The organism is Nocardioides luteus, from assembly GCF_015752315.1.
GTDB lineage: Bacteria > Actinomycetota > Actinomycetes > Propionibacteriales > Nocardioidaceae > Nocardioides.
In genome coordinates this window covers 2,406,123-2,422,327 of record NZ_JADOVJ010000001.1, presented here as the reverse complement: position 1 = coordinate 2,422,327, position 16,205 = coordinate 2,406,123, and the positions used below count along the sequence as shown (strand labels likewise).

At 69.0% G+C, this 16,205-nt stretch carries 13 protein-coding genes; 6 read left to right on the top strand and 7 right to left on the bottom strand.

Features of this window, described 5'->3' with window-relative positions; translation table 11 throughout:
- Nucleotides 1-8: 8 nt before the first annotated feature.
- Nucleotides 9-500, top strand: a complete 492-nt coding sequence (locus HD557_RS11645; RefSeq protein WP_008360285.1) for a (2Fe-2S)-binding protein — start codon at nt 9-11, stop codon at nt 498-500.
- 112 nt (nt 501-612) lie between these two features.
- On the opposite strand, the gene HD557_RS11640 is transcribed toward HD557_RS11645, so the two are convergent.
- Complete coding sequence (locus HD557_RS11640; protein ID WP_008360287.1) at nt 613-909, bottom strand: hypothetical protein; 297 nt, start codon at nt 907-909, stop codon at nt 613-615.
- A 53-nt stretch (nt 910-962) separates the two neighbouring features.
- Nucleotides 963-1,265 carry a thiamine-binding protein gene (locus HD557_RS11635; RefSeq protein ID WP_008360289.1) on the bottom strand — a complete coding sequence of 101 codons (303 nt, stop codon included), beginning with the start codon at nt 1,263-1,265 and terminating at the stop codon, nt 963-965.
- A gap of 177 nt (nt 1,266-1,442) precedes the next feature.
- On the opposite strand from HD557_RS11635, the gene HD557_RS11630 reads away from it, so the two are divergent.
- Entirely contained in the window at nt 1,443-1,670 is a 228-nt protein-coding gene (locus HD557_RS11630) for a hypothetical protein (protein ID WP_040755518.1), read from the top strand.
- Nucleotides 1,667-2,353: a hypothetical protein gene (locus tag HD557_RS11625; protein WP_196873999.1), complete on the top strand. Its 687-nt coding sequence runs from the start codon at nt 1,667-1,669 to the stop codon at nt 2,351-2,353. Before HD557_RS11630 ends, HD557_RS11625 begins: the two co-directional genes overlap by 4 nt.
- A gap of 122 nt (nt 2,354-2,475) precedes the next feature.
- On the opposite strand, the gene HD557_RS11620 is transcribed toward HD557_RS11625, so the two are convergent.
- Both HD557_RS11620 and acnA read right to left on the bottom strand, forming a co-directional pair.
- Complete coding sequence (locus HD557_RS11620) at nt 2,476-3,606, bottom strand: hypothetical protein (RefSeq protein ID WP_196873998.1); 1,131 nt, start codon at nt 3,604-3,606, stop codon at nt 2,476-2,478.
- Nucleotides 3,607-3,762: 156 nt separating this feature from the next.
- Complete coding sequence (gene acnA, locus HD557_RS11615; RefSeq protein WP_269210639.1) at nt 3,763-6,450, bottom strand: aconitate hydratase AcnA; 2,688 nt, start codon at nt 6,448-6,450, stop codon at nt 3,763-3,765.
- A 285-nt stretch (nt 6,451-6,735) separates the two neighbouring features.
- On the opposite strand from acnA, the gene HD557_RS11610 reads away from it, so the two are divergent.
- Complete coding sequence (locus HD557_RS11610) at nt 6,736-7,107, top strand: hypothetical protein (protein WP_008360297.1); 372 nt, start codon at nt 6,736-6,738, stop codon at nt 7,105-7,107.
- Nucleotides 7,094-7,534, top strand: coding sequence for a hypothetical protein (locus tag HD557_RS11605; RefSeq protein WP_008360298.1), 441 nt, complete (start codon nt 7,094-7,096; stop codon nt 7,532-7,534). Before HD557_RS11610 ends, HD557_RS11605 begins: the two co-directional genes overlap by 14 nt.
- A gap of 9 nt (nt 7,535-7,543) precedes the next feature.
- Here HD557_RS11605 and HD557_RS11600 read toward each other — a convergent pair whose 3' ends face one another.
- The gene (locus HD557_RS11600) at nt 7,544-8,362 is read right to left on the bottom strand and encodes an arylamine N-acetyltransferase family protein (RefSeq protein WP_196873997.1); all 819 of its coding nucleotides are present in this window, start codon (nt 8,360-8,362) and stop codon (nt 7,544-7,546) included.
- Between the two features lie 18 nt (nt 8,363-8,380).
- Here HD557_RS11600 and HD557_RS11595 point away from each other — a divergent pair, with 18 nt between their 5' ends.
- Nucleotides 8,381-8,824 (top strand): MarR family winged helix-turn-helix transcriptional regulator, encoded by a 444-nt coding sequence (locus HD557_RS11595; protein WP_196873996.1) that lies wholly within the window; start codon nt 8,381-8,383, stop codon nt 8,822-8,824.
- 192 nt (nt 8,825-9,016) lie between these two features.
- On the opposite strand, the gene HD557_RS11590 is transcribed toward HD557_RS11595, so the two are convergent.
- Complete coding sequence (locus HD557_RS11590) at nt 9,017-12,307, bottom strand: S8 family peptidase (RefSeq protein ID WP_196873995.1); 3,291 nt, start codon at nt 12,305-12,307, stop codon at nt 9,017-9,019.
- Nucleotides 12,308-12,692: 385 nt separating this feature from the next.
- Nucleotides 12,693-15,614, bottom strand: a complete 2,922-nt coding sequence (locus tag HD557_RS11585) for a helix-turn-helix transcriptional regulator (protein WP_196873994.1) — start codon at nt 15,612-15,614, stop codon at nt 12,693-12,695.
- Nucleotides 15,615-16,205 lie beyond the last annotated feature (591 nt).

The window sequence follows — 16,205 nt, the reverse complement described above, 5'->3', positions numbered from 1 at the left end:
GTCCTGCGATGCCTTCTCACACCTTCCAGCTCAACGGCGAGACCGTCACCGTCGACGTCGAGGACGACGTACGCATCCTGTGGGTCCTGCGCGACATCCTCGGCGTCACCGGCCCGAAGTACGGCTGCGGCATCAACGTCTGCAAGGCCTGTACGTCGCACATCAACGGCAAGGCGTTCAACCCGTGCTCGGTGCGGGTCGCCGACGTCGGCGCCGACGACGAGATCACCACCATCGAGGGCCTGGCCGACACCGCACCCGGCGACGGGCTGCACCCGATGCAGGAGGCCTGGCTCGAGCACGACGTCGCCCAGTGCGGCTACTGCCAGCCCGGCCAGATCATGACCGCGGTCGCGCTCGTCAACAAGGTCCGCGCGGAGGGCCGTGCCATCACCGAGGCCGATCTCGACACGATCCGCAACGTCTGCCGCTGCGGCACCTACTCCCGGATCCGGGAGGCCATCAAGACCGGACAGGACGCGATGGCCCGCGGGCTCTGAGCCTCGATCCGCTCGACCTTCGCGGTGAGCTGGCTGGTGCGACCGGGCCGGATGTCGGCCCGGAGCACCAGCCGGACCCGCGGAGGCGTCCGAGCCTGGTCAACGGCTTCGGTCAGTGGCTGCTGACGCTGGAGTCCCGATGAGGGGGCACCTGTCCGAGAAGCGGTTCCCGACGGCGGATGGCTCCCAGCGTACGCAGCGCGAGCGCCAGCCAGCAGCAGACGGCGAGTGCGGCGAGCAGCGCGGGAATCCAGTGGTGGAGCAGCGTCGAGGCAGCGACCGCGCACACGAAGCCGGTGAGGTTCGCCACGACGTCGTAGACGGGTGCGATGAAGCGACTGTTGATGACGTGGGCGACAGCCACGACCAGCCCGCACGCGAAGGTGACGGCGAGGAGAAGTTCGACCATGGGGTCGATTGTCCTCGACCTTCTCGGCCATCCGGAATCGCGGGGGCCGGGCCTCAGTCCTCCAGCGCCTCTTCGAGCCGCTCGAGCTTCGCGTCGAGCTCGCCCTCGTAGCCCGGCCGGATGTCCGCCTTCAGGACCAGGGACACCCGTGACCCGTAGGGGGCGACCGCCTCGGTCGCCCGCTTCACGACGTCGAGGCACGAGTCCCAGTCGCCTTCGATCGTCGTGAACATCGCGTCGGTCCGGTTCGGGAGCCCTGACTCCCTCACCACGCGAACCGCCGCGGCGACGGCGTCGGACACGGAACCATCGGCGCGGCCGGTGCCGCTCGGCGCGACGGAGAACGCTACGAGCATCGGGGCTCCTTCCACTTCGCGACGCGGACGGCCGCCGAGCCGCCGGGCCGGACGCCCGTCGCGCGGGCGATCGAGAACGCTGCGTGCATGTCGAAACACTATCCAAACACGCGGGCGGCCTGCATATAGTGGCGCCGCCGGGGGCCGAAGGTGCCACGTCCGGTGAGAGAGGAATCGATGAGTGAGGGACTCGACCGGCTCGCTGCCACGCTGGGCGTGCCGGCCACGCGGCTCGCGCCGCTGGAGGCGTACGACGACGAGCAGCTGGGCCGGTTCAACGATCTGACGCAGGGTGCGATGACCGCGGAGGACAAGGCGTTCGAGGCCTCGCTCGACGAGGCTCTGAAGCTGGTGCCGAAGATGCTGCGCGGGGTCGTCCAGAGGATGCTCGGAGGCGCCCGATGACCGCCCTGACCAGCGCGCTGGAGATCACCAAGCTCGCCCACGAGATGCACGTCGACGAGGCCGAGCTCGCCTTCCTCGCCACCACCTCCCCCGACGACCTCCGCGACCTGCGCGGGATCGTCTCGCACGCGATGTTCAGCCGTCACGAGTCCCGGGTGAAGGGGCTGGCCGCGGTCAGCAAGAAGCTCCCCGCAGCCGTCACCGCGAAGATCGCCGAGGTCGCGATGGGTCCCATGCTCAGCGCCCGGGTGGCCGCGGTGATGGAGCCGGCCGACGCCGCGAAGCTGGCCGGCCACCTGAAGCCCGAGTTCCTCGCCGAGCTCTCCGTCCACCTCGACCCGAGCCGGGTCTCGGGCATCATCGCCAAGCTCGACGAGGCGCTCGTCGTCGACGTAGGCCGCCGCCTGATGGCCCGGGGACACCTGCTGACGCTCGCAAGGTTCACCGGCGTCGTAGGCGCCGAGACCTCACTGAAGGTCGTCGACGGTGCCTCCGGCCGCGACGTCCTCCAGCTCGCACTCTTCATCGACGAGCCATCGGTGATCGACCCCATCCTCGCCGGCCTGCCTGACGAGACGGTCACCGAGCTCGCTGCCGTCACCGGCGAGCACGACGAGGCCGCCGAAGCTCTCCTGGCCTCCCTCACCGAGGACAGCCGGGCCCGGATCGCCTCACTCACCTGACGCCGAGGCGTCACCCCCGTCGGCCGAGGCGTCAGCCCTGCCGGTCGAAGCGTCACTCCCGTCGCTCGACCTGGCAGGGCTGTGCCGTCTCGACCGACGTACGTGACGCCTCGGCAGGCTCGTCAGTTCGCGCCCGCGCGCCTTCTCCGCGCCGCCGCGGCGAGCAGTGCCGTACCGACCAGCAGGATCATGGCCAACGACAGGCCCGCCACGGCGAAAGGACTGTGGAACCACCCAGAGGCGTGCGGGGCGGGGCGAGGTACGGGCGGAACCGAGAGAAGATCGCCGGCGAAGCTGATCGGGTCCGAGGACGTGCCGTCGATCCTGGTCAGGACCTCCCGCCGGCCCGTCTCGATCTCGGTGGCCACCAGACTCCGGGGAGCATCGTCTGCGGTCTGTGTCAGCGCGACCACCGAGCCCTCGTCACGCCAGCCCACGACGGCCACATAGTCCTCCGGACCTGGCACCCGCAGACTCTCCTCGCCCAGCCTGTTGTCCCACGACGCGACCAGGAGCGGCCCGCGGTCGTTTCGGACACGTACGGCTCTGGTCGAGGTGTCGTCGATGGCGACGCCATCGACGCTCCGCAGCGGCAGCCGCACGCCCCTCAAGGGTCGCGGCAGGCCGTCGCGGTGCGCGTCAGCGGGACGGCGTACGTCCCAGACCCGGAAAGGCGCAGCCCGCAGGTCATCGGTGCGCGGCCGCAAGGACCCGAACTGTCCGATGACAAGCCGATCAGAGTCGATCCATGCGACGCTCTCCCCGAGCGTGATCGACCGCCGCACAACCTCGCCCGTCACCGTGTCGTAGACCCCGAGAGCGCTGGCGTCGTCGCACGCCCATGGCGCCCATGGCCGGGACACTCGACTGATCCAGAACGCCATCCGCCGCCCGTCCGGCGAGAGCTCGACGAAGCCGCAGCGATAGGTGCCCACCTCCATCGGGATGTCGAGGAACGCGTACGCTCCGGTCTCCGCGGAGACGCCGACGACTCCCTGCTCGTAGAGCGGCCGGAAGAGTGGGATTCCGCCGATCATCCGCCCCTTGCCGGCGGTCCAGGCGACCGCGAGGGGTCCGATCGGCCCGACCTCGTCCGTTCCGTGCAGGTCACGGTCGACGTCATGGAGCCGGGTCGGAAGTGCGCCACCCGGCGGCACCACGGGATCATCCCCACCAGGCGTCGCACAGGCCGCCATCAGGCCCAAGGCGACTACGAGGCACAGCACCACAGACGTACGGATCGGAGACCGCACTTTCACACCCCCTTCGCCCGGCCCGATTCCGGTCAGCTCGACAAAGTCGGCTCAGAGTGCCAGGTAGCCCACCACGGCAGAGCACCTTTTGTTCACGATTCGGCAACGGCCCGCCGCCTCCCAAGGGAGACGACGGGCCGTGGTGACCGCGAAGGGTCAGGCGTTGACCAGGCTGCGCAGCACGTACTGCAGGATGCCGCCGTTGCGGTAGTAGTTGGCCTCACCGGGGGTGTCGATGCGGACGACCGCGTCGAACTCGACACCGGTGTCGGTGGTGACCTTGACCGTCTTCGGGGTGACGCCCTCGTTGAGCGCGGTGATGCCGGAGATCGAGAAGGTCTCCTCACCGGTCAGACCGAGGCTCTCGGCGTTCTGGCCCGCCGGGAACTGCAGCGGGATGACGCCCATACCGATGAGGTTGGAGCGGTGGATCCGCTCGAACGACTCGGTGATGACGGCCTTGACGCCCAGGAGCGAGGTGCCCTTGGCGGCCCAGTCGCGCGAGGAGCCGGAGCCGTACTCCTTGCCGCCGAGGACGACCAGCGGGGTGCCGGCCGCGGCGTAGTTCTGGGCGGCGTCGTAGATGAAGCTGACCGGAGCGTCGGGCTGGGTGAAGTCGCGCGTGTAACCACCCTCGGTGCCCGGGGCGACCTGGTTCTTGATCCGGATGTTGGCGAAGGTGCCGCGGATCATGATCTCGTGGTTGCCTCGGCGCGAGCCGTAGGAGTTGAAGTCACGCTGCTCGACACCGTGCTCGATGAGGTACTTGCCGGCCGGCGAGTCCTTCTTGATGTTGCCGGCGGGGCTGATGTGGTCGGTGGTGACCGAGTCGCCCAGCTTCAGCAGGACGCGCGCACCCTCGATGTCGGTGACCGGCGCCGGGGTCTTGGCCATGCCCTCGAAGTAGGGAGCCTTGCGGACGTAGGTCGACTCCTCGTCCCAGGTGAAGGTGTCACCGGTCGGGGTCGGCAGGTTCTGCCAGCGCTCGTCGCCCGCGAACACGTCGGCGTAGTCCTTCGTGAACATGTCGGAGGAGATCGCGGTGGCGATGGTCTCCTCGACCTCGGCCGGGGTCGGCCAGATGTCCTTGAGGAAGACGTCGTTGCCGTCCTGGTCCTGGCCCAGCGCGTCCTCGAACAGGTTCATGTTCATGTTGCCGGCCAGGGCGTAGGCGATGACCAGCGGCGGCGAGGCGAGGTAGTTCATCTTCACGTCGGGGTTGATCCGACCCTCGAAGTTGCGGTTGCCGGAGAGCACTGAGACGACGGCGAGGTCGTTGTCGTTCACCGCGGCGGAGACCTCGGGGATGATCGGGCCCGAGTTGCCGATGCATGTCACGCAGCCGTAGCCGACGAGGTTGAAGCCGACCTTCTCCAGGTAAGGGGTCAGCCCGGCCTTGTCGTAGTAGTCGGTGACGACCTTGGAGCCCGGCGCCAGGGTGGTCTTGACCCACGGCTTGCGGGTCAGGCCCTTCTCGACGGCCTTCTTCGCCAGCAGCGCGGCGCCGATCATGACCGACGGGTTGGAGGTGTTGGTGCAGGAGGTGATCGAGGCGATCGTGACCGCGCCGTTCTCCAGCTCGAACTCGGTGCCGTCGGCCAGCTTGACCGGGACCTTGGCGTCCGTCTTGGAGGTGTAGGACGGCAGGTGGCCCTCGAAGGAGGTCTTGGCGTCGGTGAGCTCGACGCGGTCCTGCGGGCGCTTCGGGCCGGCGATGCTCGGGACGACCGTGGAGAGGTCGAGCTCGAGCGTCTCGGAGTAGCGCGGCTCGGCGGCCGGGTCGTGCCAGAGGCCCTGCTCCTTGGCGTACTTCTCCACCAGAGCCAGCTGCTCCTCGGAGCGGCCGGTGAGCTTGAGGTAGTTGATGGTCTCCTCGTCGACCGGGAAGATCGCGATGGTGGAGCCGAACTCGGGCGACATGTTGCCGATGGTGGCGCGGTTGGCCAGCGGCAGCGCGGTCACGCCGGCGCCGTAGAACTCGACGAACTTGCCGACCACACCGTGCTTGCGCAGCATCTCGGTGATGGTGAGCACGAGGTCGGTGGCGGTCGAGCCCTCGGGCAGGTCGCCGTGGAGCTTGAAGCCGACCACGCGCGGGATCAGCATGGAGACCGGCTGACCGAGCAGCGCGGCCTCGGCCTCGATGCCGCCGACGCCGAAGCCGAGGACGCCCAGGCCGTTGACCATGGTGGTGTGGGAGTCGGTGCCGACGCAGGTGTCGGGGTAGGCCTGCAGCTCGCCGTCGACCTCACGGGTGAAGACGGTGCGGGCCAGGTGCTCGATGTTGACCTGGTGGACGATGCCGGTGCCCGGCGGGACGACCTTGAAGTCCTCGAAGGCGGTCTGGCCCCAGCGCAGGAACTGGTAGCGCTCGCGGTTGCGCTCGTACTCGATCTCGACGTTGCGCTCGAAGGCCTCCGGGGTGCCGAAGACCTCGGCGATCACGGAGTGGTCGATGACCATCTCGGCGGGCGAGAGCGGGTTGATCTTGGTCGGGTCGCCACCGAGCTCGGCCGCAGCCTCGCGCAGGGTGGCCAGGTCGACGATGCAGGGCACGCCGGTGAAGTCCTGCATGATCACGCGCGCCGGCGTGTACTGGATCTCCTTGTCGGGCTCGGCGGTCTCGTCCCAGCCCGCCAGCGCCTTGATGTCGTCGGCGGTGATGTTCGCGCCGTCCTCGGTGCGCAGGAGGTTCTCCAGCAGCACCTTCAGCGAGAAGGGCAGCGACGCGACGTCGAGGCCCTCACCCTTGACCGCATCCAGGCGGAAGATCTCGTAGGACTTACCGTCCACGTCCAGGGTGCTCTTGGCACCGAAGCTGTCCTTGCTGGCCAACGCGTTCATCTCCTTGCTCGCGTCCACAGTGACGTACGTTCTCAAGTCTTTGAGGCCCATCCTGCCCCGGCTACCTACGCCGGGAAAACAAAGGCTCACCTAACCTTTTGCGGCGATCACTCGCCCGATCTCTTGATATCAAGATACATGATGTCGAACGACAATTCGAATCACCCGGCGCGCCGTGTTGTGACCACCGCCGCTGACAGCGATCCTCGGATACTCCATGATTGGTCCGACCGGGCCACCCGACGGGCCGCAACTCGTCGGGCACCAAGTGATGCGAGGAGAGCCTTGAGCACCCTGATCGCCGTCGTGGCGCTGGTGATCGCCGTGGCCGCAGGCGCTGTCGCCTGGCGCCTGCGCCGCTCCAACAAGGCGCTGCGTGCCGAGACCATCGGTCTGCTGTGGCGCCTGGAGCAGGCCGACATCTCCGCGCCGCGCACCGCCTACGCCGAGCTCCCGCCCGAGGACCGGCTGCTGAGCATCCGCATCCTCAACCCGCTCGAGCTCGCCTCCGCACAGACCAAGGCAGCCACCATGCTGCACAAGGTGCGGCCGGCGCTGCTCTCGAAGATGGTCTACGACCAGGCGGCCGAGTCGCTGCGCGAGCGGCTCGCCGACGAGGGCGTCGTGGCCGAGGTCAAGGTCCATGCTGGTCGCTAGCCTCGCGCTGCTCGGCGCCCTCGCCTCGGCCGTCGCCGTCGGCCTCGCCTTCGCGGAGCAGCGTCGCCTCGAGCGGGCCCTGGAGGACGTACGTCTCGGGGACCTCAAGGCGCGCACGTCCCGCGCCGAGGCCGAGCGCGCCGCGGACTGGCTCAGTCCGATCACGGACCAGATCACCGCGCCCTTCGCGGAGGCCACCCGGTCGGTGGCCGGTGCGCTGGCGCGTGTGGTGCCGAGCTCCGGCCGGCGTGGCCCGCGCGTGCTCAACGCGATGCCGGCCACGACGACCGGTGAGCTGCTGGGCACCCTCGGCCCGCATCTCGACGAGGCCGTCCTGGATCGCCGTCAGCTGATCACCGACCTCTCCGAGGACCCCACCATGGCGTTGCAGATGATCGTGGACGGGCAGGAGAGGTCGCGCGGCTAGCGCCGCCTCTCAGGCGAGCGTCGCCAGCCGCTCGCGGAGGCGCCTGCGCTCCTCGTCGGTGAGCGGCACCCCAGCCTCCTCGAGGTAGCCCATCGCCTCGTCGAGCCCGATCTCGCGGTGTTCGGTCTCCTCGCCCTCGCGACGGATGGTGACGGTGTCGTGGGTGAGGCTGAGGTGTCTGTCGTCGAGGAGCTTGGTCATGATCAGCCGGTGACGGAAGTGCACCGTCGGGTGGGTGCTGGTGTAGTGGTGCCCGAGCGCGACGTCGCTGGGCACGACCAGCGCCTCGTCGTGGGTGTGCATCAGCTCCCACCCGTCGCCCTTGGCCCGCTCCAGCGCCCAGCCGTGCTCGCCCCGGCGCACCCGGTGGGCGATGCCACGGACCTCGTCGACCGCCCCGTCGACCAGCGGGATCGGCCGCCACACGCTCAGCCCGAACCCGGGATCGAGCAGCAGCCTCTCGCCGTCCAGGTCGACCACGACCACCAGATGCGTACGTCCCGCCGCGGTCGGGTCGGGACCGACCCGGGCGAGCCGCCGCTCGACGGCGAAGCCGAGCCGGTCCAGCACCGCGCCGAGCAGCGTGCCGTGCTCGAAGCAGTAGCCGCCTCTCCCCCGGCCGGCGAACTTCGCCTGCACGTCGGGCAGATCGACGCCCGGATGCTGCTCGAGCAGCACGTCGATGTTGTCGAAGGTGAACGTGCGCAGGTGGGCGTCGTAGAGCTCCTCGAGAGCCTCGCGCGACGGGCCGGGTGGCTCGGTCACCCCGATCCTGTCCAGATAGGCCGTCAGGTCGAGCCGGTCGGTGCCCCACAGATCATCGCTCACGCCAGCATCTCAACGCCGATGCCCGGGTTGCGCAACCGAAATCAACGCCACCGCAGCCTTGGCCGCGGCACCCGCAACCATTCGGCTGGACAGGATCGAACAGTCATACTGCTCGAACGCCGCCTCAGCAGTGCCGACCTCGGAGCCGGTGAAGCCGTCCTGCTGCTGGCGCTCGAACGGGGTCCGTTGACGATGACGGGGGTGATGTCGACCTTGCACATCAAAGCTTCGACTGCCACGAGCCTGGTGAATCGACTGGAGACGCTCGGGCTGGTCCACAGGTCCCCGAACCCCGAAGACCGGCGCTCGCTCCTTGTCGACCTCACCGACACCGGGCTCATCCGCGCCAGCCAGGTGCGGCCCACATTCGAGGATCTCGATGCTGCCCTGACCGGCAGTGACCAGCAGCCGACACTCTCTGGGATACGGCACGCTCTCCAGCAGGCATCGCTGTCCGGGTGACGCTCGTACCCGGCCCCGTCCGCAGCAGGGCGATCTGATCGTCGTGGCCGGGTTCACCGTGGCCGCACCCGCCCTCGGATCCGCAACCCTCCGACGCCGGAGCGGATAGGCGGATGACCGCCGCAGTGCACGGTCTGTACCGCGACGGCGAGGTCCCCGGGCCGGAGCACGGCCCGGGGACCTCGCTGTCGTCTACTGATAGCGGTACGCGCGGATGATCGTCTGCCGCACGCTGTTGCCGGAGGTGTCGGTTGCCCGCGCTCGCAGCGAGACGAAGCCGCTGCCGCTCGGATGCTGCACCGAAGCGACCGCCTTCTCCCCCCGCCGCTCGACGTTCAGCTTCCGCCATGTCCGGCCGTCGTCGAACGATGCCTCGACCGTCAGAGCCCTGGCCTTCGCGGGCGCCGCACCGATCTGCCGGTCCAGCGAGATCGGCAGTCTGAACGACCGTCCGGCGGGGGCAGTGTTCTCGATGTCGAGGTCCGGCGAGAAGCGGACAGCTGTCATCGGAAGGTGCACCAGCTCGCCGTCGGGTACGTGCCCAGACTCGAACCTCCACTCCGCGTCGACCAGCGTGGAGAGAGTGAACGCCGGGTCGCTCTCGAACCTCGCGTGGACCAGGTAGTCGCCGGGCTCCGCCGGGACGTCGATGGCGTCCCTGAACCACGAAGTGTGACCGACCTGCGTCCCGTTCCGATAGACCGTGACATCACCCGTGCCGCTTCCCGGGAACCGGAACCCCTCGTGCCCGCTGCCGTCGCCGTGCATCGGTCCCGGGGCGCCGAACGTGTCGCCCCAGTAGCGCGTCGCGTACTGCTGGTCGAACTCCGGTTCCGGGAACACCGGCCCCTCGACACCGTTCGCCCACTTCACGTCGTAGACCCGGCCGGGCTCGTACGACGTCCAGTCCGACTCGTAGTGCGTGTAGCCCGACTGGCTGTTCGAGATGAGCCATTCGGCCTTCTGATCCCGGTTGTAGTGCTCGACGACGGTGCTCGGCGCGTCGTACCTGAGCGTGAGCGGCCTGGTCCTGCCGTCCATGCTGGTCCAGACCGGCGAGTTGCCCGGTGCCCGGGGCACCGCGACCCGATCGACCGGTACGTCGGGAACGTCCGCCCCGATCCGAGACTGCACGGTGGCGAAGTCGGCGGCGCGGAGGGCCTCGGTCTTTCCGGCCATCATCCGGCCGCGCTCGTAGAAGTAGACCTGATAGACCGCCTGACTGTTGATCTGCGACTGGGCCCAGGTTCCCGAGATGTAGGAGACGAAGCCCGTTGCCTTCTTGCTGCCCCTTGCCGAACCGGTTCGGAGACTGGCGAGATCCATGTTCATCAGGACGTTGTAGGGGTCGTTGGAGCCCCAGATCTGTGGCGCCTGCGTGCGGATGGTCCAGCCGAGCTCGGTGTGCCGTGGAACGGCCGACCTGTCCGGCACCGTGATCGCCACCGGCTTCGCCGAACGTGCATCCACCGTGACGGTGCGATCAGTATCGAGCGTCACCGCCGGGTCGACCAATGAAGTGATCGCCACGTCGTCCTCAGGGCCGGTGAGCAGGTACGACTGAGCGACGTAGCGCCCCGCCGGCAGTCGCACCATGGCGCTCTCGCCGGTGTGCGCGATCGCCGTGATCGTCTGCCGGTCGATGTCGGTCAGCATGGTCACCCATCGTGGGTCGTCGCCGTTGGCGGCAGGGGTGCGCACGGTCAACGTGTGTCGTGCCTTGTCCAGCGCGATCGGCGTCTCGACACGTACCGTGCCGGATGAGGCCGTGAGCTCTCCTCCGAAGGGCTCGTCCGGCAGGTCCTCCCCCGGCGCGACCGTCACTGTCACCGCCGCGCTTCCGGCAGCCGGCACTGTCACCGTCGAGGCACTCAACGTGAACAGCCCGTCCGGCGCGTTCGAGTGCAGCGTCAGGTCCAGGGTCACGTCCGTCGCGCCGCTGTTGACGTAGGTGACGGTCCGATCCTGGCTGGTCGTCCCGCGATCGAAGCCGAGGCTGACCGGATCGGCGGTGACCTCCTGGCCGATCGCGCGCGCGACGTCGACCAGACCCGCACCCTGCTCGTACGGCCCGAGCGCGTCGCTCGGCGCCGCCGCCGACATCAGCGTGGCCTTGAGCCGCCCGGCACTCCAGTGCGGATGCTCCTGGGCCAACAGGGCAGCGGCACCGGCCACGTGCGGCGTGGCCATCGACGTGCCGTTGAGTCGGGTGTACGCCCCGTTGTCGGGCAACGGCGTGAGGTCGCTGGTCGAGGAGAGTGCCGCCGCGATGCCCACACCCGGTGCGGTGATGTCTGGTTTGACGGACGCGCCGGTCGTCGTCGGCCCACGACTGGAGAACTCCGCGAGCTCCGCCGTCTTCGACACCGCCCCCACCGTGAGGGCCTCCTCGGCACTACCCGGCGAGTTGATGGTGCCCTCGCCGGGGCCGCTGTTGCCCGCCGCGATCACGAAGAGGGTCCCGTACTGAGCGGTCAGGTCGTGGACGGCAGCCTCGAGCGGGTCCACCCCCGGGGTGTCCTCGCCACCCAGACTCAGGTTGGCGACATCTGCACCCTGCTCGGCCGCCCACTGCATGCCCGCGAGAATCGCCGACTCGGAGCAGCCCTCCAGGACGCACACCTTCGCGCTGAGCAGCGTGGCGTCAGGGGCGACACCTCGGTGGCTACCGACGGACGCGGCGCCCGTCCCGGCGATCGTCGAGGCGACATGCGTGCCATGTCCCACGTAGTCGTTGAGATCCCCGGAGCCGGTGAAGTCGACCGCTTCGGCGATGTTGTCCACCAGATCCGGATGCTGCTGGTCGACACCGGTGTCGATCACGGCAACCTTCACACCCGTCCCGGTCAGCCCGGCCTGCCAGGCTGCAGGAGCGCCGATCATGGGCACGCTCACGTCCAGCGTCGGCTTTCGCAGTCCGTCCAGCCAGACCCTGGTGACGCCGGAACGCAGCTCGCCCGCGTCGGTGAGACTCTTCCAGAGCTCGGTGGGCCTGTCCCGATCCTGCTGGTACGCCGTCACACCGTCGAGCCGCTGCATCGACCGGGTACCCGTGAGCCGGGCGCTGCCTTGGATCAGGAGCGGAAGAGTTCGGCGGGTGTCGTCGTATCCGAAGTCGAGGAGCGTCGAGACGTCGAACAGACGCTCGTCGAGTCGGCCACTGGCGAGGAGGCCAGCGGCGTCGGCGGGGATCACCCGGATGTCGTCGCCCGCGCTCGCGGTGACGAACGGGACCTTTTCGCGGCCTGCGGCGGGCTCCACGTCCACCACGGGCTGCCCGTTGCGGCTGCTGACCCGCACGGTGTCACCGGTGACGAGGGTGACGGTGCGCACTTTCGTGTCGGCCTTCGGGGCCGGTCTCGCGGCGGCGGCCGGGGCAGCGCCGAGCTCGTGGGTCTGCCCGAGGGCGACGCCACCTGGTAGCGCAGCCCACGCCGCGACACTGGCCAGCGCCAATGTCGCCGGGATATGGACGATTCGCATGGTTCTCCTTGCTTTCACTTCGCCGGGTGGCGTACTTGCCAGGGCGGGCCACAGAGGTCGACCGAACCCGGACCGGCGCTTGGTCGAGCACGTCGAGGGCACCAAGGCAGGGTGGGGCGTCGAGCAACGAGGGGACTACAGGGGTTCGTAGTGATCAGCCGGAGCCGAACCCTGGTCCCAGCCGGGTTCGGCCTCCGAGACCTCGACGAGCTGCGACGACGCCGTTGCCGTGGATTCAGGTGCCGGCTCGGGAGACGTCTGTGGCTCCCGCCGTTCGACCGATGGCCGCTGCTCGTCGTTCATGTGTGCCACGATCCACCCCGCCGCTCACGGTCGCGAGTGTCCACATGGACCATTCTTTATCGACCGCAGATGGCGCCGATGCTCACTGCTCGGAGTCGGCCGACAGCACGCCGGCCTCGGCTGCTGCCATGGCGAGCGCCGTACGCGAGGACACATCCAGCTTCCGCATCGCCGTCGACACGTGCCGGTGGACGGTGCGTGGGCTGATGAACAGCGTGTCCGCGACCTGCTTGTTCGTCATCCCCCGTGCGACCAGCTGGATCACCTCCACCTCACGAGGCGAGAGCTGCTCACCGTATCCGCGCCGTCCACGACGCCAGGTGCGCGCGACCTCGACGCCGAGCTGTCGCAGTGCGCGGGCCACCCGATCGGCGTCCCATCGGGCTCCCAACGTGGAGAGGCGTTGCTGAACGTCGGACAGCACCCGCACTGCGTTGTCCTGCTCCCCCGTCGCCAACAGGCATCGTCCGTGCCGTTCGAGAGCCAACAGCTCGTCGTACGGGCGTGGCAGGTCCGCCCAGGCGGCTGCCGCATCCGCGTACAGACCCGCTGCCGCGAGCAGATCGCCGCCGGCGGCGGCCAGGATCGCGCGACACGTCAGCAAGGCAGCATCAGCGGTCGGGACATCACGGGCCGCCGTCCAGGTCGCGAAGGATTCGACCACGTCAGCGGCCCGGCTCAGCTCGCCGGCACCGACAAGGGCATCGATGTGAACAGGCGCCAGGTCGCTTGCCTGCAGCCAGATCCCCTTCCGCTCGATCGCCTCCATGGGCGCGGCCGTCACCTGTACGGCCTCGTGCACGGCACCGTCGGCCAGGAGCAGCCTGCCCAGCGCCACGGCGGCCAGGATCGTCGGATCGTCCAGGGTTCCGGTGGCATGCTCCAACACGTCACGCGCACGCCGCTCGGCGGCGTCTCGGTTGCCGACAGCGACCTCCTGCATCGCCTGGACCGAACGGGCCGCGAGACGAAGGAGCGGATGCGTCTCCTCGCTCGCGCCCATCCCGGACACGGTCTCGGCCAGGCCGTCCCACGCGCCCACGTACCAGTCGAGCAGCGCCAGATGGAACCTCGCGTACTCCGCCACCCGCTCGAATCCGGCGTCGCGAGCAGACTCTGCAGCCCCCTCCAACCGGCGGCGAGCCTCGGCGTACCGGCCCCAGTGGACGGCACGGTGGGCGACGTTGAACAAGACCCTCACCAGCTGGCGCCGTTCGTCCAAGGTGGCCGCGGAGCGTGGTATCTCCGCCGCGGCCTGCCATCCGGCTTCCTCTCCCAGGCTGAGCAGACCCGTCACCCGGTCGATCGCCAGCACCTGCCTCTCCGCGGGTGACTCGATCAGCGGAATCAGACGTGTCGCCCGCTCCAGCCACTGCAGATGTCGCTCCGCGGGCCAGGAGCGCTCCGACTCCGGATCGGCAAGGAACAACATCGCCTTGGCCGCGCTCGTGGGCCTGGGCCCCAGCTCGCCCACAGCGATCTCGAACTGAGCGTGGCCCGCCTCGAACTCGCCCACCTGGAACAGCATCCATCCCAGCAGCAGCCGAACATCGCCCCGCTCGGCCTCAGGAAGGTCGGGATCGTCGAGGACTCCGCTGAGGGTCTCCCTGACCGCACTCTCCATCCCGCCCAAGGGGGTGAGCCTGTTGACCGCCACCTCACCCAGCCGACGAGCCAGACGGGCCCGTCGAACGGGTGGGTGCGCAACGCTGGTGAGCAACCCATGCAGCAGGGCCACGGCCGTGCGCTCATCACCGGACTCGAGCGCCAGTGCCGCGGCAGCTTCGGCGTAGTGGCTCCACTGCTCGGTCTCCCCCGCCTCGTGGAAGTGGTGAGCCAGTCGCACCACGGGCTGCGGCTCGAGTCGCTGGAGACCGTACGCGGCGCGGCGGTGCAACGCCCACCGCTCGGAGGCTGGGATCGACGCTCCGATCGCGAGTGCGTCCAAGACATGCCGAAACGCCAGGCGCCCGCTGCCGACCTCGCGCAGGAGGCCCGAGCCGAGCGCAGCGGCGACGCCGAGCTTGGCAGCGGGCTCGTCCAGGTCGGCGACGTCGGACAGCAGCGCCTCATCGGTCGGTTCGGCCAAGATCGCCGCCGCCTGCAGAACCGTTCTGCCCTCCGGCGGGAGCCTGCTGGCGCGCTCGAGGACGGAGTCACGCAGCGTCGGTGGCACGTTCATCGCGCCGAGCGCCCTCCGGGTCCAGGCGTCGTGCTGGCGGACGATGTCGCGCCGATCCCGAAGCATCCAGATCGTCTCCTCGACTGCCAGCGGAAGCCCGTCGGTGCGTTCGTGCAGGAAGGCCGCGAACTGCTCCGACACCGCGTCGGTGTCCAACATCGACCCCACCAGCCTGCGGGTGTCCGCGACGTTCAACGGGTTGAGCTCGACCCGGATCCGCGCGGCGCCCAGGGGCCGTGACGTCAACCGCAACAGCAGCGACCCGGCCGGCACCTCAGTCGACCTGAAGGTCACCACCACCGACATGTCCAGGCCCTCGGAGGCCGTGAGGATGAGGAGCCACTCCAGCGTCGCGGCGTCCGCCCAATGAGCATCTTCCACCACCAGCACATCGACACCGAGCCGCTCGACCAGCTCGGACAACGCGCCCAGCAACCGGTGTCGGGTCGCAGCTGGATCGCCGGACGGCTCCAGAGCGGGCGGCAGCCGGTCTGCCCATTCCGGGAGCAACGGCCGCAAGGCTCCAGCCAACGGACTCAGCTCGAGGTCGTCAGGCCGGGGGCGCAACCGCCGCAGCCCATCGACCACCGGCCCCAACGGGAACGGCTCGATCACGGGCGGGCACGTCACCATGAGCACCGTCAGGCCGGACAGCTCCGGGGACTGCAAGCACTCGCGGACCAGCCGGCTCTTCCCGATCCCAGCCTCCCCCTCGACGAAGGCCACTGTCGGCGGATCAGCCAGAGCGCCGACAAGGAGCTCGAGCTCGGCGGCTCGGCCCACAAGAGCCGGCGAGGCTGCCAGCCGCTCACGTCGCGCCATCACCGTAACCGCCGTATTCGTCATCGGCGCCGGACGGCCGAGCGCCTTGGGTGAAGGATGGTCTCACGCCAGGGCTGTACAAGATTCAATCGGTACGACCTCATGGAGCGATGGGCCGGGCGCGGGGTTCCTCAGGTTTCAGAGCTGGACTCGGTTTCCGCAAAGCGCCCGAGGTGACCTCAGGCTCGCGCTCAGGGGACGGCCGCGAGAGCCCGAACTGCATCACCGCGGGTCAGAGCCGGCTTTCGTCAGCAAAGCGACGCAATCGACGTGATGGGTCATCGGGAAGGCCTTGATGGTGGCGAGCGTGATCGCGATCCTTTGCGATTGCCTGCTCTCTTGAGCCAAGACCATTTTGCTGACCTGCGGTGATGTCGTCTCATGCCTCCGCTCGCACCAGCACCCGATTGCGGCCCTTTGCGAACCAAAGCGAGCCCAATCCGAGGCTCGTTGACTTCTTCGTGACCCCAGAGACACGAGGTTCTGGTCGTCGGTTCGGAGTGACTCGTTACCCAGGCGCACCAAGCGACGGAACCGACCCGCTGTACGAAACTCACCGAGCCGGCTAGACGCCATTCCTTCTACGGCTCG